Origin of the sequence: uncultured Methanobrevibacter sp. (assembly GCF_900316895.1) — an archaeon.
In the GTDB taxonomy this organism is placed as follows: Archaea; Methanobacteriota; Methanobacteria; order Methanobacteriales; family Methanobacteriaceae; genus Methanocatella.
In genome coordinates this window covers 1-21,599 of the sequence record NZ_ONER01000018.1, presented here as the reverse complement: position 1 = coordinate 21,599, position 21,599 = coordinate 1, and the positions used below count along the sequence as shown (strand labels likewise).

Below are 21,599 nucleotides of genomic sequence, written 5' to 3'. Positions count from 1 at the left end.
GACGGAATGAACACATTAGTAAGAGGACAAAAACTTCCTATTTTCTCAGGATCTGGTTTACCTCACAACGATTTAGCTGTACAAATTGCAAGACAAGCTAAAGTATTAGGTGCTGAAGACGAGTTCGCAGTAATTTTTGCAGCTATGGGTATTACAAACGAAGAAGCAAACTTCTTTATGAGAGACTTCGAACGTACCGGAGCTTTAGAAAAATTAACAGTATTCATGAACTTAGCTGACGACCCTGCTATTGAAAGGATCTTAACTCCAAAAATGGCTTTAACCACTGCTGAATATTACGCATTCACCTTAGGTATGCAAGTATTGGTTATCTTAACAGATATGACCAACTACTGTGAAGCTTTAAGGGAAATTTCCGCAGCTAGGGAAGAAGTACCTGGAAGAAGAGGTTATCCTGGTTACATGTACACTGACCTCGCAGGTATCTATGAAAGAGCAGGACGTATTGACGGTAAAGAAGGTTCAATTACTCAAATGCCTATCTTAGTTATGCCTCAAGACGATATTACTCACCCAATTCCTGACTTAACCGGTTATATTACCGAAGGACAAATCGTATTAAGTAGGGAAATCTCAAGGAAAGGTATTTACCCTCCTGTAGACGTACTTCCTTCACTTTCTCGTTTGATGAGTGGTGGTATCGGAGAAGGCAAAACTCGTGATGACCACAGTGGTGTATCTGACCAACTCTATTCCGCTTATGCTGAAGGTCGTGAATTAAGAGACCTCGTTGCGGTTGTAGGGGAAGAAGCACTTACTGAAAGGGATCAAAAGTTCTTAGAATTTGCTCAAGCATTTGAAGATCAATTCATTACTCAAAGTAAAGATGAAGACAGAACCATCTTTGAAACTTTAGATCTCGGTTGGAGTTTACTTAAAATCTTACCTAAAGCAGAACTCAAAAGGGTTAAAGAAGAATTTATTGAACAATACCTTCCAAAAGATGACTAATCTCATTACAGTAATGTAGGTGATTAAATGGCACAAGATATTATAGATGGAATTAATCCAACTCGTATGGAATTATTATCCCTTAAAAACAGGACTAAACTGGCTGTTAAAGGTCATGGTTTGCTCAAAGAGAAAAGGGATGCTTTAATCAAAGAGTTTTTTGATATCTTGGATCGTGTCAAAGGTATTCGTGAAAACGCAGAATTAAGTCTAAAAGAAGCAAATGAAGCTTTAGTTGAAGCTCAAATTGCTATGGGTGATTTAGCAGTTAAAAAAGCTGCATTATCAGTCAAAGAATCAATTGATGTTGAAATCACATCAAGAAGCGTTATGGGTGTAGCAGTACCTGTTACCAATGTTAAAATGGAAGAAAGATCCATCATTGACAGGGGTTACGGTTTTTCAGACACTACCATACAATTAGACGAAGCTGCAAAAAAATTCGAGGAATCTCTCAAGTATTTAATCGAACTTGGTGAAGTAGAAAAAACAATTTTCCTGCTGGCCGAGGAGATTGAATCAACTAAACGTAGAGTAAATGCTTTAGAGCATATTATGATTCCAAGATTCCAAAATACTGAAAAGTATATTGATATGAGACTCCAAGAAATGGAAAGAGAAAACTTTGTAAGATTGAAAATGATTAGGTCAACAATGGAGAAAAATGAGAAAGCTGCTGCAGCGGCCGAAGCTGCTAAAAATGCAGAAGCTTAAATTTTTCTTAATACTTCTCATTTTCTTTTATTTTTTATTATTTTTTTATTTAAAGTTAAATTAAGAGTTTATTTTTAAAAAGAGTTTTTATTAAGAAGTTACTGTAAAAATATTTTTTACTGGAAATGGTGTAATAATGAAAAGAAATCCAATTGACCAATTTATGAAGGACCCAGACAATAAGGCCAAATTATTTATCTGGATGACCCGTGCAATGATTATTACTACTTTTTTAATAACAATTGGCGTAATAATTTTTATTATGCATCTAGTTGGTTTCTTTTAGCTGACTTATTAACGATTTCACTGGTTAATTCTACTTTTTCATATAATTTTTCAAAATCGACATCACTGTCAATTATTGTCAGCAGTGGTTCATCCTTTTCGGTGATGGATCCGATATGCGGAAGGTCGTAGATGTTATCCAAATCCATCGGATGGTATTTCATTCTTGTTGGTGAGTAAACTATTTTTTTATAGGTATAACATTGTGCCTTTGGAATCTCCATGACCTCACCTTGGCATGCCCTGATGTGGGCTTCAAGCATGTTTATCCCAAATGTTTTTTCAGCGCATTCGAATGTTCCCTGCAGTCTCGGATTAATCTCTATGACATACAAACCATTTTCATTAAGGATATAATCCACACCATTAGATCCGATAAGATTAAATTTATCGATTAAGCTTTCACTTGTATCTTTCAGTTTTTCATTGATGTTGTTGATATCTTCAACATCGCTCATTATGGATTTGTCTGTCAGGGGCAAAATGTTTCCCACATATATGAAAGAGTTTTCATCTCCAAAGTCATTCATTGTAAGCAGTCGGGTATTTGTAACTGTTTTAGTTTCGTTTTCACTGGACAATACTGATGAGCTTAGGCTGGTTCCTGAGACATATTCCTGCAGAATAAATTCATTGTCACCAAATTCAATATCAATTCCATTATTCAATAGGTTGACATCATACCCTCCACTTCCTTTAACCGGCTTTAAAATAAATTGAATGTCTGGATGATTTTTATATATTTCAAATGCTTCATCTATATCACACGCATGAAAAGTCATAGGAGTTAAAAATTCATTTCTGATTTTTTTGTAGAATCTGAACTTGTCCTCAATATCGCACACGTCATGATTTCCCAAAATCTTTTTTCGGTCCTTTTTTGAAAAGTCGCTTGGAGATACTCCGGAGATGGGGATTATATAGTCAACTTCATCAATGTAGTCCCTTGATATTTCCAGAATGCTTTTGCTGTTGAAATTGTCTTCAAATATTCCGCAGCTTTCCCCGTCACTTTCCTGTAGAATGATCTTCTGATTTTTGATGGCGGGAGTGTCGGATGTTGAAAAATAGCTTGTAGAATAAATATCATAATCTAACTTTAAAGCACTGTTAAGCATACTTCTTGTATCAATTCCAATAAGTAATAGCTTGTCCATAAAATATCAGTAAAAAAAGTTTATAAGAGTAGTCCCGAGCGGAGTCGAACCGCCGTCTCCGGGTCCAAAGCCTAGAAGGATTACCACTACCCTACGGGACTATATCTGTTGTACGGTATACAACATTTAATATATATTTATTATGTAGTATTTATACCTATCGGTTATTTGATAATTTTTGATAAAATAGGCATTTTTCGCTCCACTTACAATCAAAACAGATTTTGGAAACACTTTCTTTTGTGCTGAAGATTTCATCTATTTTATCAAATAATTCAATGGAATCATACTCTTTTGTGACGTTAAGTTTTTTCAGCACTTCCCTATCCATTGACACTATTCTGTCGTTTTGATTTGTATCTTCACAAATCCCATCAATCAGATTCGGACAGGCAGAACAAATATCATCTGCACTCTCACAAAGTGAAACAGTTGTCTGTGGCAGTTTTCTTTCGGCATTGATATGAATCATGTTTTCAACAAAGCCTTCATCATAGCCGTAGCCCTGAAAACCCTTAAGACATAACAAGTGATGTCCCCTTAATTTAAGCTTCATTAAAATCAAAAAAAATAAAAAAAGAAGGTTTTATAAAAACCTTAGTCTTTTGGTAAAAATACTTTAGATACTGAAGCTGCACCTAATATTTTTACGATATCTCCAGCAATGAATGGAACAAGACCCATCATTAAAAGATCTACGATTCCAAATGGTGTACCTTGCATGCTTAAGAACAATGCAAGACCTGCTAAACCTGGAATATAGATTAATGCGAAGTTTGCAATTCCAATTGTTAGAGCCATTTTCTTAAAATTACGTGCATCTGCATATTTTTCGGTAATTAAACCTATAAAGTAAGATGCAATAACAAATCCAATAAGGAATCCTCCGGTTGAACCTAAGAATACTTCAAGTCCGCCGGTCATTCCTCCAAACCAAGGAATGAATGCAATACCTAAAACGATATAGAGGATTTGGCTTAAACATCCGTATTTTTTACCTAAGAATAAACCAGAACATAACACTGCAAAGGTTTGTGCAGTTATAGGAACTGGAGTCCATGGGAGTGGGATAATGATCTGTGCCATTATACCGGTTAAACATGCCATCATCAAGGACATGAGTAGTTTTGTAGCTACACTAGCGTCCTGGATTCTTTCGAAAACATTTTTTCTAGTGCTGTAGTAACCATCGATATTAATATTCATATTTTACCTCCAATTTCCGATGTTTAAATTTTATAAGTATGAATTTATTCTTTTTAGTTTATAGTTATTATTTTAACATTTTGTGGTTTTTTAACTATGTTCATGGATTTGAAAGCAACTAACTTGTTGATTCCTTTCTCGGATGCAACATCAACCAATCTCTGGGAGATTACACCATCAAATATGACTGTGTCAGCGGTTCCTTCGATATTTTTGATTTCTTCGTAGATATTTTCCACTTCAACCTCTTTGGTCATGTTCAATGCTTCATCCAGAATGGCTCCGCAGCCGGTTCCTTCAAATTCTTTTAACATGTCTTTCATTAGGGTTACTTCATCGTCTTCAACTTCAGGTTCTGGCTCTTTTACAGGTTTTTGCCTATCATTGCGGTTGTATTTTTGATTTCTTCTGTTATGTCTGTTGTTTTCTTTTTTATGATTGTTGCTGTTGCCAGATTCATTTAAGATATTTGTTGTAGCTAAAAACTGTGCTGTAGGAACTTTGTCTCTGAGTGCAACGAGAACTTCGTCTTTTTCAAGATCTTCCACTTCTTTTCCTTTAGGAGCACGTGTGATGTAGTCCACTTCACCGATTTGCAAGAGTTCTTTTAAGATAAGTTCTCCGCCTCTGTCACCGTCAACAAATGCTGTTGTGGTTCTTTTTTTACTTAATTCTCCAATTGAACGAGGCACACTTACTCCTTCAACTGCTACGGTATTTTTAATACCATATTTGAGTAAGTTCAATACGTCACTACGTCCTTCCACAACAATAATTGCATCGGATGTGTGGATACTTGGACCAGCAGGAAGACGGTCTTCTCCGTATTCAGAGATTTCATGAACTCTCATGGCTTCCCTTACTTCTTCAATCATTCTCATGCTGGTAGGGCCAACGCTTTCAACCATCTTTTTGTAGATTTCTTTTGCACGGTTAACGACTTGTTCCCTTTTGACTGCCCTTACATCTTCAACTTTTGTTGTGTGTATCTCTGCTTCACAAGGACCAACTCTGTTGATGGTTTCGAGTGATGCAGCGAGAATGGCGGTTTCAACTCTGTCTAAACTGGATGGAATTACGATTTCACCTTTTGCTCTTCCACTGTTGGAGTGGATGTTAACTTGGATTCTTCCTATTCTTCCAGTTCTCTGGAGTTCTCTTAAATCTAAATCATTACTAAGTAAACCTTCAGTCTGCCCAAAGACAGCACCGACAACGTCCGGTTTTTCAACGATACCGTTAGCTGTAATTTGAGCATGGATTAAATATTTTGTTGTTGTTAATTCTTCACCTTTTCCCATATTTAAGCCTCCTAAGCTTTTAATCGGGATAATTTATGTAATTGCTAAAAATTAAATTATTTTTAGGTGAAACTTGCATAAATTACACGATAATCTTGTCTTTCGACCTTTTATACACTAAAAAAGAGTTGATACATTTTTGAGAAATTTACTATGGGGTATTACTTTTTATTTCTTAATTAATTTGGTTATTTGGTTTTATAACTTCATCTTAACTTTTTATTTTCCCTAATACTAAATTTTCTCCCTTTTTGATAAATTAATAATAATTAATAATAATGAATAATGTATGTAAACTCTATGAGCATATAAATGATAAGTATTATTACAATACTACAATTAATATTTAGATTAAACTAATATATATAATCTATGAAATGTATTTTAATCATGTTGCATAAATTATAGTATAAGTGGTGAATTCATGTCAGTAACTCCAAAAGATTTATTAGGTAAAAATAAGAATTTAAAAAAACGTGTTGATGTTAGTGAAATTGATTTAGATGGTGTTTCAATTGATGATTTGACCTATAATGGTAAGAATTATTCTGAATACATTAATTTAATGTCCTTGCTTGAAAATGTTTCTGCCTGCCAGGTTTCCGATGCATATAATGGAATATCAAAAAGGTCCGGCACAATTCAAAATATCAAACCAATCAACAATCAAAAAGTTTTCGGATCAATATTTACTGCAGAAACTGCCTCTGATGATTGGGGAACATCTGCCCTTGCAATAGACAGTGCCGGTGAAGGGGATATCCTCTTTTTCAAAGTTGACTCTGAGGACAAGGCTATTTGGGGTGAGTTGGCATCAACCTGTGCCCGTGATAATGGTATCAAGGCAACAGTCATTTATGGTTCTGCAAGAGATTTGGATGCTCTTTTATATATGGATTATCCTGTTTTCGCTTCTAATTTTTGTCCAAATGCAGGATCTGCCTTAGGTTTGGGTACTTTAAATGAAAGCATTGAGGTTGAAGGCACCACTATCAATCCTGGTGATTTTTTCATTGGCGATGAAAGCGGCATTGTAGTCATTCCTAAGGAACTGTTTGCAAAAACAATGCTTGCAACACTTGAAGTCAAAGTCAAGGAATCCAATATTATCAGTGATATTGAAAGTGGAAAAACTTTAGCCGAAATAGTTGGACTCAAATAGAAAAACATTTAAATAGAAATCAATATTTATATATAAATATATCGATAAGTTTATATATAACCTATTTCTAATTATATAAATGATACAGATTTGATTTTAAGTTTGATTTTATGAAAGTTTTAGGAAAAAGTTTGCATATAGCAAACTCTGGAAAATTAATAGCGAGGTCCACTAAAACACCTTCACCAGGTGGAATTGTTTTCGACAGCAGTAAAAACAAGATTGGTAAGGTTAGTTATGTTTTTGGACCTACAAAAGAACCATATGTCTCTATTCGTTTATTCAAATCAGCGAATAGGGATCGAATAGAAAAAAATTGTGGTGAAAAACTATTTGTATCAAAACCAAAATCCAAAAAACCTAGAAGAAGGAGGATGAAACCACGACACAAAAAGTAAAAGAAACTCCTAATGGACGTACAAGAGTCGCTGAAGACAAAAGAACAGATGTTTATGATGATTCAAAGCAAACCGAATGTCCTGAATGCGGTTCAAAAGAATTAATTGGTGACTATGAAAGAGCAGAGGTAGTATGTGCTCGTTGCGGTTTAGTCATTGACGAAAACCTTGTAGACATGGGTCCTGAATGGAGAGCATTTGACCACGAACAAAGAGACAAACGTACAAGAGTTGGTGCACCAATCACTTACACTATTCACGATAAAGGTCTAAGTACAATGATTGACTGGAGAAACAAAGATATCTACGGTCGTGACATTCCTGCTAGAAACAGGGCTCAATGGTATAGGTTAAGGAAATGGCAAAGAAAAATCAGAATTTCCGGAGCTACTGAGAGGAATCTAGCATTTGCTTTAAGTGAGCTTGACCGTGACTCCTCAAGACTTGGACTTCCAAGAAGTGTAAGGGAAGCTGCAAGTGTAGTCTACAGAAGTGCAGTAGACAATAAGCTAATCAGAGGAAGAAGTATCGAAGGTGTAGTAGCTGCTTCTTTATATGCGGCTTGCAGACGTTGTAACGTACCACGTACATTAGATGAAATCGCTGAAGTTTCTCGCGTAACCAAAAAGGAAGTTGGAAGAACATACAGGTTCTTGACCCGTGAATTGAATATTAAATTACCGCCAACTTCACCGGTTGATTATGTGCCAAGATTTGCATCTGAACTCGGACTTTCAGGTGAAGCACAATCCAAAGCTATTGAAATTATTGAAAAAGCAATGGAAAAAGGATTGACTTCAGGAAGAGGTCCTACAGGTGTAGCAGCAGCTGCATTATACATTGCATCAGTTTTACTCGGTGAGAGAAAAACCCAAAGGGATGTAGCTGATATTGCAGGAGTTACTGAAGTAACCATCCGTAATAGGTACAAAGAATTAACAGAACAATTAGAAATGGGTGTAACTTTATAGTTAGCCTAGATTAATGAAGTACTTACTTTATTAATCACTTTTTTACTTTTTTTCAGGAGTTTTACAATGGATAAAAAATTGTCATTGATTTTAATTGCTATTGCAGTCATTCTCATTGTTGTGGGAGGATATCTGATTTTCACAAACCACTCAGGCACTGCGGTAACTGAAGATTCATCTGATATTTCTTTAAAATCACAGAATTTTAAGCTTTTTGAAATCGATACTCCCGAAGGCTCAAATTTCACAATTAAAAATGAGGCTGACGGAATGAAATTTTACCAGAATAACGGAAACTATTCTGCAAACCTTTCAGGAATTATAATTAACAAAGGATTAACAGAATCTTTGATAGGAGATAATTCTTTCAGCATTTCAAATTCAAGTTCACAGCAGATTTACTCATCCGATTTTAAAAATGAAACTATATATAAATACGTGTCTAATCAGGGTGATGTTGACATTATTCTGACAGGCAATGATTTGAATCTCTTAAAAGAAGTTTCACAATCCATTAAGATTAAAGATGTCTGCACTCTTTAATCATATTCCTTTTTTTCAGGCGAATTATCCTTTTGAGTATTTTTCAATTCTATAAATTAATTCACGGACTACTCCATCATTATTTGTCTTTTTAACTTTTTCAAGCCTTTTTTGATATTTTGGAAGTCTTTTTAAGAAGTTATATACTTTTTGAGCATTTAGATTTTCATGATACTCTCCATAACCTAATTTTTGAACATAAAATCCGTTTAATGTTTGTTCAAAGTTTCCGATAGCCGGAACTGAGTAGATAGGCTTTCTAAGATGTATCGCTTCTGAAATGAATGTGAATCCTCCATTGCAAATCACGGCTTTGGATGATGCAAGATCATCGTAAAATTCATCTTCATTGAATTCTTTATATGTTAAATTGTCATCAATCTCATTTTTATTGAATCCGTAAACGATGAACTGTTCGTCTTTTAGAGCTTTTAGTTTGCTGACAAGCTTGACACTTTCCTTACTGGTTTGATAAACAATGATATGATTTCCTTCTTTCGGCTCTAATTTAAGAATATCTTCACGTATGATTGGCGGATAAAGGACTGCATTCTTTCTAGGCTTTATTCTTGGATAGAAAAAGCTGGTAAGAATATGCACTTTTGGCTTAATCACGTATGTTTTGATTACGCTTTTTGCCTTAAGCATTTCTGCCAGATGGTTTTTGGGATAGTCAATTTTTGTTTGTGTAATCATATGGATATTATCAAGGCTGATCAATGGGATTCCCCTTATTTTTGCAACCATTGTGGCATATATTTCAAAATCAGTCACGATTACATCGGGTCTTAACTGCCTTGCTTTCTTATATAGATTTTCATATCCTACCCTTATATTTGTTGGATTTCTTCTCAGGGCGTCTGCAAATGTTTTCAGGTCATTTACCTTATTGTTAATGTAGACGGTATTGAATCCACCTATTTCATAAACATTGTCGAATTTTGAATTTAAGTAGTCGTATGCCCTGTCGCTTGAGAAGAGGTAAACGTCATATTTGTCCTTGATTCGATCAACAATTACGCTGCTTCTAATAGCGTGCCCCATTCCTTCACCGCAAACACAGTAAAAAACAACTTTTCTTTTCCTTCTGCGATGCATGGATTTTATCCCTGATCGAACATTTTGTATTTTGCCCAAGGAGTCATCATAGGTTTCCTTGATTCCATTTATTCTTTCAGCACCTTTTTCAAATTGGGATAGTTCGGTTGTTGTTATCTTTTCTTTTCCATGGCCAAAATTATAGTTCAGTTCACTGGCATCTGTTCTTTTTCCTAAAAAGTCATTGATGGTACTTTTTCCGTATTGCTGAATTAATGTGGTGATTCCTTCTTCTTCAAGTCTTCTGGTTGAAACGCCAATTTTAGCATTCCTAAGCACTCTAAATCGTTCTTTTTTGGCCAATCTTTCAATATAATCTGTATCCTCACCAAAGGTTAGGGACTCATCAAAGCCCCCACATTCATCATGCAGGTATTTTTTGGCGATTATCCCATAACATCCTGCACCATGTGGCTTAATTTTTTCAACACCTATCATAAAGTAATTTGCAAAATCGTGGAATAGTTTGTCCGTAACCTTGTTGGACATCGGTTTCATTTGGCTAATGGCTATTCCAAGCTTTTCCATTCTGAACTCATATAGCACATTTCTCAAATAATCTTCTGTGAGTTGCAAATCGGAATCCAGGAATAATAAAATCTCTCCTGTGGCAACTTTGGCGCCATTGTTTCTGCCCACTGCCGGAAGGCCTCCATCAACAACGGTGCATCCGTAATCTTTTGCAATTTCCCTTGTTTTATCAGAGGAATTGGCATCGGCTACAATGACCTCATAATCATTAAAGTCTTGCTCCTTAATGCTCTCCAAAAGAATTGGAAGGTATTCCTCTTCATTATAGGTAGGTATGATAATGCTGAAAATCATATGTTTAAATTTATTTTTGAATATAATAAATTTTTGTAATTTTAGGCTTTTTTTGTGATTTGGCCTGATTTTAATTATTTTCTTGAATGAAATTTTTTTCCAAGACTGATTAATTTTTGATAAAAAATCGAGTTTTTTGAAAATTCTTCTTTAGTGAAATTAAATTATATTTATCTTTTAATTTCATAAATTCTAATTTATCATTTTGTGTTTCAGTTTCACTGATTGTTTCAAATGTTTTATCTGATTTAACAGAATATTTTTTAATTACTGTATGAGAATTGTTTCCGAGTAAGTCCATATTTTTTACACATTTTCGATTTATCATGATTAGTAATAATGGTTTTATTTTTTAGGATTTAAAATTATTTAATTTGCTTAAATAGCATTATTTTAGCGTATTTTTTAATTTGAAGCATTTACAGTTGAAATGCACCTCTCTCTATCATGATGTTTTGCTGTCGGTTTTGCTCAGCATCATCATTGCAATAATGGTTAATATGAATCCGCAAAACATTAGGGGAGTTGGAACTTCTGAATATATCAAAAGTCCGAAGATTAGTGCTGCAAAAGGTTCTGCTCCTGATAAAAATATTGAGGATGTTCCTGAATCCATATAATTCAGGCTAATTGTGGATAGTATGTATGGAAGTGCAAATGAAAATGTTGAGTGCAGAATTAAAAATATGACTGTTAGCATAGGGTTGATGGAGATGAAGTTTGAGATTTCGCTGAAATCACTGAATGGGATTAAAGCTATTGAGATGAATATTATTGAGTAGAACAATATTGTAAAAGTGTGCTTTCCGTTTTCAATGGACTTTTTGGAGGCCATCAGATAGACTGCCCAGAACAGTCCCGCACCAATGCCTGAAAGAATTCCAAGTAGTGGTATGTTTTCGAAATTAATTTCAAGAACTCCTGTCATCATTATGCATCCTGAAATTGCCAGAATCATACATATCAATTTTTTTGATGTAATATTCTCTCCAAACATGAAATATGCAATTATTAACACATAAATTGGAGCAATTGACAATAGGACAGCCGCCAGTGAAAGCGGAACGGTGTTCATGGAATGATTGTAGCACAAATTAAGTCCGATAATGCATAAGGAACATACAAGAAACAGGGGAATATCCTTCAAATTAATCTTAAAGAGATTTTTATCGGTTGCCAGAATTGCTATTAATAGGGGGATTATTGCTATTGAAAACCTCAAAAAGAGCAATGTTGTAGGGTCGATTCCGTTTTGAGTCAGTGTCCTTACAAATATTCCGCTTGATCCAAACATCATTCCGGCAAGGATTGGTAAAATTAAATAGATTCTTTTCATCATCTCACTCTAGATAAGAGTATGCATTCCATGTAACTGTATAATATTCGCACGAATTGTTCAGAGGCACCTTCAAATCATTTATCAGTTCCATTTCGTTATAGCTTGGGTCAATGTGACATGTGATTTTGTTTGGTGAAGTGACATTGTCAATGACTTTTGCAGTGATGTTTCCCAAATCTATGTCTCCACTCGGATTTACGATATCCACTGTATAACAGTCTGGTTCGGCACCTGCAAATGCTACTGTGAATCTTAAAAATATTACTAATACTACAAAAAAGTAAATTCCAAAACGATTGAATATGTATCTGATTTCGGAAAATCCACGATTTCTATAGACTGGCTGGATCAATTCATTTTCTTCAAGCAACTTTTCATCCCTTAAAACTTTTCCGACAATATAGTTTAGGTAAAAACCGTTTCTATAAACGAGGAATAATCCCAGGATTCCAACATATGAAGGGGTTGCAAACATTCCTCCGTCTATAATTCCGATAAACAGGCAGCTTGAAAAGAATGCCAATAGGAAGTTTGTAAACCATGGGCGTTTCTGCATGGACAGTACGATGCTTGCAAACAATACTGGTATCAGCAAAACAACTAAAAATGAGAAACTTGGAACATATTGATATAGGCCAACGCCTGTGTTGATTCCACTTTGAATAAATGCTCCCATAATTTGAGTCAGAAGTGCTCCTAAAATGGACTTTAGGAGGTGAGTGTGCAATATGCTTGTGGAACTCATGCCGTTAGTCATAGAGCAAAAAACGGTGTTGATTCCAATGCCCATTTGCATTCTGAAAATAACCTCTAAAAGAATGCCTAAACTTAATAAAACTGTGCCTAAAACGATTGAAATTTTCAGATACTTTGTTGTATCAATGTCTTTTTCAATTACTTGTGACAATATTAAGAGCAAGCCTAAAAGACCAAAGAATATTATGTCTTTACCTTTTGATGATCCCATTAAAAACTGATATGTAACAGGCCTTATAACCGGATTGAAAACATCAGTTATAAAGATGACTCCTGCAAATACTATAAGTATTAATCCAACTATGATAGTTTTATTAAGTTTCATTAACAATAATTTAATATTAATACTTTAAATAAATGATGTTTATGTTTCCAATTGAATATTTCATAGGATTAATCCTAATCGGTATCTGTGCAGGTTTTGCATCAGGACTTTTGGGGATAGGCGGAGGATTTCTAATTGTGCCTCTGCAATATTTTTTGCTGAAATACATTGGCGTTGAACCTGATTTGGCCATATTGATTTCATTTGGTACCAGCTTGGCCATTATCATTCCGACCTCACTGAGCGGAGCTTATAGGCACACCAGAACAATGGATAATATTATCAAACCAGGAATCCGTTTGGGAATTTTTGGAATAATAGGTGGGGCATTAGGTGGTTTTTCCGCTTCAATGCTTCCGTCAAGAGTATTGGAAATAATCTTTGGTCTTCTGTTGTTGTTCATAACTGTCAACAATATTGTCAACATCAACAAGGAAAAGGAAGATGCCAAAATACCATTTAATTGGATTACAGCCGGAATCATTGGTCTTCTGGTGGGATTTTCCTCAGGGCTTTTGGGTGTTGGCGGAGGAATCTTTTTAATAGCTATTCTGACAGCACTTTTAGGATTTTCAATGATAGAGGCTATAGCAACATCATCCATCTTCATTAGTTTAACCGCTATTGGAGGATTTCTGTCCTATATGGTTTCGGGTTGGGGAGTCAGCACGTTTCCATATTCAATTGGTTATGTGAGTCTGATTAACTTTGCATTGATTGCCTGTTTTTCAGTTCCAATGGCATCTTTAGGTGCAAAGTATGCACATAGGGTGCCTCAAAAAAAGTTGAAGATTATATTTTCAGTATTGGTATTGTATATGGCATTGAAAATGCTGGGAATTCTGCCTTAAGGTGATAATATGAGTGAAGAAAGAAAAATCGGGGAAAATTTTGATGAAAAAACTGCAGGAGACATTTTTGATAAATTGAGAAACGTTGAAGGAAAGATAAAACCTAAACAAGACGGCAAATTCAAAAATATATCTGATTTGATGAACGAGGCAAATTATCTAAAAGATTTGGGCAAATTTGATGAAGCGATTGAGCTTTATAAGCAAATCATCTTTGCTTTGCCGGACTCTCAAAAAGCCTATGAAGCGCTCATTGACATATATCAAAAGCAGGGCGATGTAGACAGTGAAAGGGATCTCTTAAAAAAGGCAATTGCCAATTGTAAAAACAGTGACAATTTCAAAAATAGGTTAAACGAAATAAATTAATAATGATGATGGGTAATGCTTTGAGTTACCTAATCGCCATTCGGATGATGAAGCTGATTATGAACACAAGTATCGCAAAGTATATTATGAATCTCCCATGCTTTTGGTATAGCGGTGTTTCCTTTTTGAAAAATACCAAAGCGGCACCATACAACAAACCAATTATTGGGGAAATTAGTGCAATAATATAACCTATAATGGGTATTGCGATAGTTCCTTCATTTTCCATTTTTTCACCTCATTTTTTTCGATGTTCACAGTATTATATCAATTCCCATTCCTGTGGCGGTTATGTGGATGCAGTCTCCACCCATTCCAATTAATCCATATTGGATATGTAAATCCAAAATGCCGTTTCCTCCGGCAGCCTTAATTCTATTGGCTAACTGGATTATGCATTCATCTTTACCTTCCTTGATGTTGTACAAACGTTTTTTCTCTATTTCATCGTTTTTAAGTTGTATTTTAACTTTATTTTCTATGATGACTTCACTCTGAAAAATGCCAAGAAGTTCATGACGTCTGTCTTTCATATCAGTGCTTGTCAAAAAGAAAAAGTTCAATGAGTTCAGTCTCTCATTGCTTTTATTTTCATCATAATACAGTTCTGTCTCAACGGGAGGTTCTGCACTTGGAGTCTCCCATCGGACATTGCTTCTAATTTTTTTCAATATTGCTATAACTTTTTTCGCAGCCCATGACAAATTGGATATTAAAGCGCCAATAATCACTAAAAGAATGTAATTTACAAGTGTAGGAAATGCCGCTTGTAAAATTATAATGATGGATCCTGCGGTTATGAGATTCATTCCCAAAGTGGGATTTTTTAAAATGAAACTGTAAAATGTCGTATCAATAAAAAGGATGAATGCGCTTATTGCACCTAAATTTCTGCCAAGAAGTCTGTTGGCAACTACGGTTTCCACATATCCCGCACCTAGCGGTGCAAAAATCAATCCCAGATTCCATCCGAAAATTGCAATGTTTAAGTATAGAAAAATGACATAGACTATAAGTCCAAAGCCAGTGCCTGCCCCTATACTGATTACTACTTTTGCAATATATTTAAAATCCACTTCATGGCCTTTGATTTTCATGTTATCCGTATTTAATTGCGGTACCATAAGCGGTAACTAGTATGGTATTTCCCATAGTGCCGCCTAAGTTATCATATGAAATCTTGAGGCCTATTATGGCATTTGCACCAAGGCTTTCAGCCTTTTCTTTCATACTTTCAAATGCAATGTCCCGGGCCTTTTCCAATTCCTCTTCATACTTTGTGGTTCTTCCGCCCACAACATCACGTACACCAGAAAATATGTCCTTATAGATATTGGATCCGATGAGGGATTCGCCTGTAACCAGTCCTTTATATTCAATAATTTCCTTATTTTCTAATGTATTTGAGGATGTTAAAATCATGGTATCCCTATTTTACAAAGGTCAATACTGCCCAGATTATTAAAAATATTGCGATTACTACATATAGTATTATTTGTGATCGTCTTCTTTGTTTCAGTCTTGCGTCCCAGACTTTTTGACAATCAGGGGAGCATACGAGTTCATTTAAAGGTATTGGGGTTCCGCAAATTGGACAATGTTTATGAGGGTCTACTGCCATGTTATCATCTCCTTATATTTTGAAAAATTCTTTAGTATTTTTATTAACTTGATTAGCAAGCTCTTCTGCATCTATTCCCATGCATAGTGCAATTGTTTCGAGGATATGAGGTAAATATTTCGGTTCATTTCTGTTCTTTTTAGGTTTTACATCAAAGTTTTTAGGTATTAAAAATGGGGCGTCTGTTTCTATCATCAGTTTTTCAGGAGGAATAACGCTCACCGCTTCCTGCAGATCTCTTCCTCTTTTCATATCACAAATCCATCCGGTAACGCCTATATAACATCCCAAATCAACATAATTTTGTGCTTCCTGTTTGGTTCCAGTAAAGCAGTGAACAACTGATTTTTCAATCACGCTGTCATGTCTTTTCAGGATATCATACAAATCCCTGTGGGCTTCTCTTTCATGTAAGAATAAAGGCATGTCGGTTCTTTCCGCAACCTCTATCTGGGCTTCAAACCATTTTCTCTGCAAATCCTGTGGCGAGAAGTTTCTGTTATAATCCAGTCCACATTCTCCGATAGCTACCACACAATCGTTTTTAGCTATCTTTTCAAGTTCAAACATTGTATGGCCATTGCAGGTTTTGGCATCATGAGGGTGAACGCCTGATGTTGAAAATAAAGTTCCTGGATATTTGGATGCATATTCTGCAGCCATATGGCTGGAATGCACATTGGTTCCAGTGATAATGAACTGTTTAACACCTACTTTTTTTGCTTCTTCTATGATTTCGACACGGTCTTTTCTAAAAGACTTGTGCATTAGGTTTAATCCGATATCAACAAGATTGTCCACTAAATCACCTATTCATTGATAATTCTGGTTCCTATCTTTTCTCCATTGACAGCCTTAATCAGGTTTTCAGGTTCGAATCCGTTGGTAATTACTGTTTCCAGGTTTGACCTTTTAATCATCTGGACGGCTGTTGTGTCGAAGAATTCATAGGTTCCTGCCTTAACGTCTTTGCCGCTTAAAAATTCAAGAAGGTCTGTTGCGGTAATTTCCGGAACTAGTTCAGCATCATCAAACTTGTTAGGGTCTTTGGTATACATTCCATCAACGGATGTTAAGTTAATGAGCTTATCAGCCTGGATGTATTCTGCAAGGATTGCTGATACCGCATCGGTACTGTGTGCAGGTTCTGTTCCGCCCATGACAATGATTTTTCCGGTAGCTGAGAACTCCAAAGCTTCCTGGAAATTGTGTGGCACTCTTTGATAGGCCGCATCGCCAAGTGCAGAAAGCATTAGTTTTGCATTAATTCGGGTAACTTCAATTCCAATATCATCACATTGTGCTTCTCCTGCTCCTAAATCACGAACCACTCCAATATATTCTCTTGCAGGTTTTCCTCCACCTACAACAACATATAATTCATGTTCTTTTGACAGGTCTTTTAAAATAGCACTGTATTCTTGGAATTTTTTACTGTCATACTCTTTGAGTAAAATTGATCCTCCAATTGCAACAACAATTTTCATATATTCACCTTATGTTATATTTCTCTTTAAAATATTATTTAAATATTTAATAAGGTTCGGTTTTTAAAAATTTGTTTAAAGTAAATGATTTGAAAATATCTAAAAAAAGAAAAGGTTAGAGGATTATAAATCCTCTGAAGTTAGTCCTTTGTATAGGAATCCTGCAATAACTGCACCGACTATTGGAGCTAAAATAAATACCCAAACCTGTTGTAAGGCTTGTCCGCCAAGGAAAAGAGCTGGTGCCAAACTACGTGCAGGGTTTACAGAAGTACCTGTTAACGGAATGCCCATGATATGTACGAATGCAAGTGTTAAACCGATTACAATACCTGCAACAGCACCGTTTTCTGCTTTTTTAGTAACTCCAAGAACTGTGAATACGAATACAAAGGTTAAAATGATTTCAACGATTATTGCTCCCACGACATCAAGTCCTACGCTTGATGCTGATCCAAATCCGTTTTGGCCAAGACCTGTTGCAGCATATCCTCCAAGACTTGGGGCAGAGTTGATGATTGCCGCCAATATTGCAATACCGATTATTGCTCCGATACATTGGAATATGATATACATTACCAAGTCTTTTGATTCAAGTCTTCCATCAATCCACATACCGATTGAAACGGCAGGGTTGATGTGACATCCTGAGATGTCTCCAATGACATAGGCCATAGCTACAATGGATAAACCGAATGCCAATGCAATGCCGAGATTGCCTAACATTGACCCGGCTATAGCTGCACTTCCACAACCAAATAGAACAAGAACCATTGTTCCTATTAATTCTGCAATATATTTTTTCATAAATTTACCTCATTATTATTTTAAAATCTTCTAATCCGCTTTAAGAATAAATATGCCAAGAAGAGTACGAATAATATTAATATGAATGGGAATATGTGTAGTAATATTGAATCGTTGACTCTATCGAAGTGATATTCACTTTCAAAGCCCATATGTTTTACATCAGTATGACTTTGGGTTATCTTTGCAAAGTTGTATAATAAATCATAGTAACTGATTTGTGCTCCATCATATTCTATGGAATCTGGTGCCCTTCCGTTTTGATCCATATATTCTCTAACTATTCCTCCCATTTTGAAATAGTCATAAACGGAATATGTGTCTTTTGCCATAAATGAAATGCCCATTGGGTTTTCAGGTTCATCATAGGATTTTGGAATGTCCAATCCGTTTCCATTTAGATATGAACTGGTTTGATATAAAAGTTGAGGAGCACTGTAATTACCATATGTTCCTTTCATTTCTTTATCGTTGCTTTTAATTAATTCCTGACTTGCCTTAGCCATTATGGATGGTTTAATTATATTGTGAGTAACCAATCCATCACTTAAAGTTTTTTCATCGTTTCCATGAGTATTGATGATATCTACAATTTCCTGTGCGATTTGCTTGTTCATTTCTTCATCGTAATTGGATATGACACCATCATTAACATTATTTGGGAATTCTTTTGCAGGCTGGACATAGAATATTCCCGCATTTTTGAGGAATGTTCCAGGGTCACGCATTCCTGCTAAGGATTCGTTTGAATAATTATCGTCCCATGCTCTTCTTAAGAAATTTGTATGGTTGTCTAAATCGTAGTTTCCTATATTTACAAATACTATCTGTTTATTTGAGTTTACGGTTGAACTGGCCAATTGCAGATAATTTCCTGCATCCGATGCAGCTAAATCGACACTCACGTCACTTGTCACTTCTATTGATCGCCATCCTTCTCCTGGTGCGGGAGATTGATTGTCAACAATGACCTGTAATTCTCCCCCACTCAATTCTTCAATATAACTCTTTAGTGAGTTTAATAGTTTTACGTCACTGTCATGGTCTATAATATTATCAGATGTTATAAAAACGGTTTTTGCCGCACTAACATCCTGTATTACTGGAGCTAATATTAGTATGGCCATAATCAGTATTGCTATTTGTCTTTTCATGTCTCTTTACCTTGATATTAATTATATATTTATATTTATTTTATCAATAAAATATTTTTCCCACTCATTTCAATATTGGCTTTAAAATGTTATTTTTTATTCTAAAAACAATTTTTAGTCCTTTAAATAGGTAGTTTTAAATATTAAACTATTTAATAGGTATTTTGAGGATTTAGAAAGATTATCTTTTATTTTAAGGTAAATATTGCTTTGATTTAATAAATTATGATTTTGGTTATTAAATTAAAATTAATCTGTGATTGGGCATTTTATTTGTTTTAAAATAATTTGTGATAGGGAATTATTGTTTTTAAGTCTGAACTGAGAAATAAAAAGGTTAATTGCTAGTTAATAGCTTTTTGTTAATTAATAGTGTTTATAATCGTCCTCAAGTTAGGTGATTTATAATGTTAAAAAATAATGGAAAGATGATTATTGGAAGAAATTTCCTATTCTGTCTATGTGTTATTTGTTTAATGTTTACCGCATTCGGATTGTTTGTTGAAGATTCCTTTGCTTTAGACTTAAACGAAACAGTAGATGAAATTGAATTGGAATCCAATGATATAAACGAACTAGAAAATTCTCAAGAAAATAATGTTTTGGAGGCGAATTCTCAAGATCAAAGTGAAGTTTTAGGACAGCAACGTACTCCCGACGGAAATACGTATGCAAGCATTCAGGATACCATAAATGCTGCAAAGCCGGGAGATACAATTTTGCTGAAAGATTATTATTATTCAAAAGGCAATCCCATTACTATCAATAAACCGGTGACTATAACTTCAAATTCAATGGCCACATTGGATGGAAAACATCTATCTCAGGCGATAATTATAAATGATGGTGGTGCGGGTACCGTATTTAAGAACATTAAATTTATTAACGGTGAAGGAAAAATTGGTTCAGGCATTATAGTCAATGCAAAGAACGTAAGAATTGAAAATTGCATCTTTGAAGACAATCATGCCGAACTTGGAGGCGCAGTTCAAACGAAATATGATTTGAATACCGCTTCGGGACTGGTTATTGACAATTGTCAATTCAGAAGAAATGCAGGATATCATCCAAACTTTGAACAATATTCCTCAGCGGCTGGATTGGCGATGTATGGTAAAGATTCAGAAGTTAAAAACTCAGTTTTTGAGGATAACTGGGTAAAGGGAAAATATGCCTCATATGGTGGGGCGATACAGGTAGGTTTGGACTTGCCCGGTTCAAACGGCAAGGTGACAAATTGCATCTTCAAGAATAACCGTGCAATAAGTACTCATGAAAATTCCCACGGAGGTGCAGGATGCATTCGTAGCGGATCTTCCTATACCAACTGTATCTTCATAAACAATTTTGCCGATGAAGGAGGAGCATTGACATTTCACGGGTCAGGTGAGATTAAAAATTGTACATTTATTAATAACACTGCTGGTGTGTTTGGAGGAGCTCTGTCAACAGGATATTTATATGACAATATGGAATTAACAGTTTCCAACTGTAATTTTGATGGAAACAGCGCACCAAACGGCGGTGCGATTCAGGCAAATGGTTTGAATATTGTAATTGATGATTCAAATTTCAAGAACAATCATGTGACTGAAAACGGTGGGGCAATTCATGCAAAAGCCGAGGACATAACCATTAAGGATTCCACTTTCAATTCAAATAAGGCCAATGTCGATGGAGGTGCAGTTTATATTCAGGGAAAAAATACTGAGGTTAAAAACTCAATATTCCTGGCTAATGAAGCGGTTCCCGATGTCACAAGATTAGATGACGGATTGGGAGGTGCCCTTTATATCAACAGTACACTTGTATTCGTGGAAGAAAATTCATTCAAGCTTAATACCGCAAGAAACGGCAGTGCAATCTATTATGATAAAACAGGTGACAAGTTAACTTTAAAAAACAATGAATTTTTCCAGAATCAGGCATGGGTTTATCATTTGCCGATTAAGGCTGAGGATATCTACTATGGGGATAGTGAAAAAATTAAGGTTGTCCTTTATGGTGGAAACAATATCGGGGACTTTGATAATCTTGAAGTGTCCAATGCAATCTACAATGCGGCGGGTGATGTGAATATCGTGATTGATGGACAATACCCGTTGTATGGCGCTACAAATACTGGGGAATTGTATCAGGACAGTCGTGAATATAATATCCATGTCCTATTGACAGTTCAGCACGAAGACGGAACAGTAGTATACAATGAGGTGGGCAGTACAAACTATCTGGGTGAAATCAATGTCGATTTGGACAAT

Annotated in this window: 23 protein-coding genes, 1 tRNA gene and 1 pseudogene; 9 read left to right on the top strand and 16 right to left on the bottom strand. The window is 35.3% G+C overall.

Annotated elements, in window-relative coordinates:
* Together QZN27_RS03705 and QZN27_RS03700 are read left to right on the top strand one after the other, a co-directional pair.
* Window positions 1-972 (top strand): V-type ATP synthase subunit B (locus QZN27_RS03705; protein WP_296783807.1); only part of this gene is annotated, 972 nt, incomplete at its 5' end.
* Between the two features lie 27 nt (window positions 973-999).
* Entirely contained in the window at window positions 1,000-1,686 is a 687-nt protein-coding gene (locus QZN27_RS03700) for a V-type ATP synthase subunit D (RefSeq protein WP_296783804.1), read from the top strand.
* Between the two features lie 260 nt (window positions 1,687-1,946).
* Here QZN27_RS03700 and QZN27_RS03695 read toward each other — a convergent pair whose 3' ends face one another.
* The 5 genes from QZN27_RS03695 to dnaG form a co-directional block, all read right to left on the bottom strand.
* Window positions 1,947-3,128 carry an ATP-grasp domain-containing protein gene (locus tag QZN27_RS03695; protein ID WP_296783802.1) on the bottom strand — a complete coding sequence of 394 codons (1,182 nt, stop codon included), beginning with the start codon at window positions 3,126-3,128 and terminating at the stop codon, window positions 1,947-1,949.
* 29 nt (window positions 3,129-3,157) lie between these two features.
* Window positions 3,158-3,229, bottom strand: a tRNA-Gln gene (locus tag QZN27_RS03690).
* 56 nt (window positions 3,230-3,285) lie between these two features.
* Window positions 3,286-3,684 carry a DUF1284 domain-containing protein gene (locus tag QZN27_RS03685; RefSeq protein ID WP_296783800.1) on the bottom strand — a complete coding sequence of 133 codons (399 nt, stop codon included), beginning with the start codon at window positions 3,682-3,684 and terminating at the stop codon, window positions 3,286-3,288.
* A 41-nt stretch (window positions 3,685-3,725) separates the two neighbouring features.
* Window positions 3,726-4,328 carry a biotin transporter BioY gene (locus tag QZN27_RS03680; RefSeq protein ID WP_366208979.1) on the bottom strand — a complete coding sequence of 201 codons (603 nt, stop codon included), beginning with the start codon at window positions 4,326-4,328 and terminating at the stop codon, window positions 3,726-3,728.
* 59 nt (window positions 4,329-4,387) lie between these two features.
* Window positions 4,388-5,635 (bottom strand): DNA primase DnaG, encoded by a 1,248-nt coding sequence (dnaG, locus tag QZN27_RS03675; protein WP_296783792.1) that lies wholly within the window; start codon window positions 5,633-5,635, stop codon window positions 4,388-4,390.
* A gap of 424 nt (window positions 5,636-6,059) precedes the next feature.
* Between dnaG and QZN27_RS03670 the strand changes: the two genes are divergently transcribed.
* The 4 genes from QZN27_RS03670 (at window position 6,060) to QZN27_RS03655 (ending at window position 8,709) form a co-directional block, all read left to right on the top strand.
* Window positions 6,060-6,797 (top strand): RraA family protein, encoded by a 738-nt coding sequence (locus QZN27_RS03670; RefSeq protein WP_296783791.1) that lies wholly within the window; start codon window positions 6,060-6,062, stop codon window positions 6,795-6,797.
* A 110-nt stretch (window positions 6,798-6,907) separates the two neighbouring features.
* Window positions 6,908-7,195, top strand: a complete 288-nt coding sequence (locus QZN27_RS03665) for a Gar1/Naf1 family protein (protein WP_296783788.1) — start codon at window positions 6,908-6,910, stop codon at window positions 7,193-7,195.
* A gap of 104 nt (window positions 7,196-7,299) precedes the next feature.
* Window positions 7,300-8,166, top strand: coding sequence for a transcription initiation factor IIB (locus tag QZN27_RS03660; RefSeq protein ID WP_231483690.1), 867 nt, complete (start codon window positions 7,300-7,302; stop codon window positions 8,164-8,166).
* A 66-nt stretch (window positions 8,167-8,232) separates the two neighbouring features.
* The gene (locus QZN27_RS03655; protein ID WP_296783785.1) at window positions 8,233-8,709 is read left to right on the top strand and encodes a hypothetical protein; all 477 of its coding nucleotides are present in this window, start codon (window positions 8,233-8,235) and stop codon (window positions 8,707-8,709) included.
* Between the two features lie 24 nt (window positions 8,710-8,733).
* Here the strand turns inward: QZN27_RS03655 and QZN27_RS03650 are convergent, their stop codons facing one another.
* The 3 genes from QZN27_RS03650 to QZN27_RS03640 form a co-directional block, all read right to left on the bottom strand.
* Window positions 8,734-10,632: an MJ1255/VC2487 family glycosyltransferase gene (locus QZN27_RS03650; RefSeq protein WP_296783783.1), complete on the bottom strand. Its 1,899-nt coding sequence runs from the start codon at window positions 10,630-10,632 to the stop codon at window positions 8,734-8,736.
* A gap of 445 nt (window positions 10,633-11,077) precedes the next feature.
* Window positions 11,078-11,968 (bottom strand): DMT family transporter, encoded by an 891-nt coding sequence (locus QZN27_RS03645; RefSeq protein WP_296783780.1) that lies wholly within the window; start codon window positions 11,966-11,968, stop codon window positions 11,078-11,080.
* Between the two features lie 4 nt (window positions 11,969-11,972).
* Window positions 11,973-13,052: a hypothetical protein gene (locus tag QZN27_RS03640; protein ID WP_296783777.1), complete on the bottom strand. Its 1,080-nt coding sequence runs from the start codon at window positions 13,050-13,052 to the stop codon at window positions 11,973-11,975.
* Between the two features lie 41 nt (window positions 13,053-13,093).
* Here QZN27_RS03640 and QZN27_RS03635 point away from each other — a divergent pair, with 41 nt between their 5' ends.
* Both QZN27_RS03635 and QZN27_RS03630 read left to right on the top strand, forming a co-directional pair.
* Window positions 13,094-13,903: a sulfite exporter TauE/SafE family protein gene (locus QZN27_RS03635; protein WP_296783772.1), complete on the top strand. Its 810-nt coding sequence runs from the start codon at window positions 13,094-13,096 to the stop codon at window positions 13,901-13,903.
* 9 nt (window positions 13,904-13,912) lie between these two features.
* A complete protein-coding gene (locus QZN27_RS03630) occupies window positions 13,913-14,272 on the top strand; it encodes a tetratricopeptide repeat protein (protein ID WP_296783762.1) in 360 nt (119 codons plus the stop codon).
* Window positions 14,273-14,297: 25 nt separating this feature from the next.
* Here the strand turns inward: QZN27_RS03630 and QZN27_RS03625 are convergent, their stop codons facing one another.
* From QZN27_RS03625 to QZN27_RS03590, 8 genes are all read right to left on the bottom strand, one after another.
* Complete coding sequence (locus QZN27_RS03625; RefSeq protein ID WP_296783759.1) at window positions 14,298-14,501, bottom strand: hypothetical protein; 204 nt, start codon at window positions 14,499-14,501, stop codon at window positions 14,298-14,300.
* Between the two features lie 25 nt (window positions 14,502-14,526).
* Window positions 14,527-15,369, bottom strand: a complete 843-nt coding sequence (locus QZN27_RS03620; protein ID WP_296783756.1) for a hypothetical protein — start codon at window positions 15,367-15,369, stop codon at window positions 14,527-14,529.
* Window position 15,370: 1 nt separating this feature from the next.
* Window positions 15,371-15,694, bottom strand: coding sequence for a YbjQ family protein (locus QZN27_RS03615; RefSeq protein WP_296783753.1), 324 nt, complete (start codon window positions 15,692-15,694; stop codon window positions 15,371-15,373).
* Between the two features lie 7 nt (window positions 15,695-15,701).
* A complete protein-coding gene (locus QZN27_RS03610) occupies window positions 15,702-15,893 on the bottom strand; it encodes a DUF2116 family Zn-ribbon domain-containing protein (RefSeq protein ID WP_296783750.1) in 192 nt (63 codons plus the stop codon).
* A 12-nt stretch (window positions 15,894-15,905) separates the two neighbouring features.
* Window positions 15,906-16,694 carry a TatD family hydrolase gene (locus QZN27_RS03605; RefSeq protein WP_296783747.1) on the bottom strand — a complete coding sequence of 263 codons (789 nt, stop codon included), beginning with the start codon at window positions 16,692-16,694 and terminating at the stop codon, window positions 15,906-15,908.
* A gap of 8 nt (window positions 16,695-16,702) precedes the next feature.
* Window positions 16,703-17,380 carry a UMP kinase gene (pyrH, locus tag QZN27_RS03600; protein WP_296783743.1) on the bottom strand — a complete coding sequence of 226 codons (678 nt, stop codon included), beginning with the start codon at window positions 17,378-17,380 and terminating at the stop codon, window positions 16,703-16,705.
* A gap of 123 nt (window positions 17,381-17,503) precedes the next feature.
* Window positions 17,504-18,187, bottom strand: coding sequence for an MIP family channel protein (locus tag QZN27_RS03595; protein ID WP_296783739.1), 684 nt, complete (start codon window positions 18,185-18,187; stop codon window positions 17,504-17,506).
* A gap of 20 nt (window positions 18,188-18,207) precedes the next feature.
* A complete protein-coding gene (locus tag QZN27_RS03590; RefSeq protein WP_296783736.1) occupies window positions 18,208-19,341 on the bottom strand; it encodes an adhesin in 1,134 nt (377 codons plus the stop codon).
* A gap of 407 nt (window positions 19,342-19,748) precedes the next feature.
* On the opposite strand from QZN27_RS03590, the pseudogene QZN27_RS03585 reads away from it, so the two are divergent.
* Window positions 19,749-21,599 (top strand): annotated as a pseudogene (locus QZN27_RS03585) (hypothetical protein); the annotation flags it as partial.

Excerpts from the sequence above, each read along its gene's own strand:
- QZN27_RS03665 (WP_296783788.1), top strand. The coding sequence starts at position 6,908 with ATGAAAGTTTTAGGAAAAAGTTTGCATATAGCAAACTCTGGAAAATTA.
- QZN27_RS03700 (WP_296783804.1), top strand. The coding sequence starts at position 1,000 with ATGGCACAAGATATTATAGATGGAATTAATCCAACTCGTATGGAATTA.
- dnaG (WP_296783792.1), bottom strand. The coding sequence starts at position 5,635 with ATGGGAAAAGGTGAAGAATTAACAACAACAAAATATTTAATCCATGCT.
- QZN27_RS03655 (WP_296783785.1), top strand. The coding sequence starts at position 8,233 with ATGGATAAAAAATTGTCATTGATTTTAATTGCTATTGCAGTCATTCTC.
- QZN27_RS03640 (WP_296783777.1), bottom strand. The coding sequence starts at position 13,052 with ATGAAACTTAATAAAACTATCATAGTTGGATTAATACTTATAGTATTT.
- QZN27_RS03615 (WP_296783753.1), bottom strand. The coding sequence starts at position 15,694 with ATGATTTTAACATCCTCAAATACATTAGAAAATAAGGAAATTATTGAA.
- QZN27_RS03630 (WP_296783762.1), top strand. The coding sequence starts at position 13,913 with ATGAGTGAAGAAAGAAAAATCGGGGAAAATTTTGATGAAAAAACTGCA.
- QZN27_RS03650 (WP_296783783.1), bottom strand. The coding sequence starts at position 10,632 with ATGATTTTCAGCATTATCATACCTACCTATAATGAAGAGGAATACCTT.
- QZN27_RS03635 (WP_296783772.1), top strand. The coding sequence starts at position 13,094 with ATGTTTCCAATTGAATATTTCATAGGATTAATCCTAATCGGTATCTGT.
- QZN27_RS03625 (WP_296783759.1), bottom strand. The coding sequence starts at position 14,501 with ATGGAAAATGAAGGAACTATCGCAATACCCATTATAGGTTATATTATT.
- QZN27_RS03590 (WP_296783736.1), bottom strand. The coding sequence starts at position 19,341 with ATGAAAAGACAAATAGCAATACTGATTATGGCCATACTAATATTAGCT.
- QZN27_RS03620 (WP_296783756.1), bottom strand. The coding sequence starts at position 15,369 with ATGAAAATCAAAGGCCATGAAGTGGATTTTAAATATATTGCAAAAGTA.
- QZN27_RS03645 (WP_296783780.1), bottom strand. The coding sequence starts at position 11,968 with ATGAAAAGAATCTATTTAATTTTACCAATCCTTGCCGGAATGATGTTT.
- QZN27_RS03670 (WP_296783791.1), top strand. The coding sequence starts at position 6,060 with ATGTCAGTAACTCCAAAAGATTTATTAGGTAAAAATAAGAATTTAAAA.
- QZN27_RS03685 (WP_296783800.1), bottom strand. The coding sequence starts at position 3,684 with ATGAAGCTTAAATTAAGGGGACATCACTTGTTATGTCTTAAGGGTTTT.
- QZN27_RS03695 (WP_296783802.1), bottom strand. The coding sequence starts at position 3,128 with ATGGACAAGCTATTACTTATTGGAATTGATACAAGAAGTATGCTTAAC.
- QZN27_RS03610 (WP_296783750.1), bottom strand. The coding sequence starts at position 15,893 with ATGGCAGTAGACCCTCATAAACATTGTCCAATTTGCGGAACCCCAATA.
- pyrH (WP_296783743.1), bottom strand. The coding sequence starts at position 17,380 with ATGAAAATTGTTGTTGCAATTGGAGGATCAATTTTACTCAAAGAGTAT.
- QZN27_RS03595 (WP_296783739.1), bottom strand. The coding sequence starts at position 18,187 with ATGAAAAAATATATTGCAGAATTAATAGGAACAATGGTTCTTGTTCTA.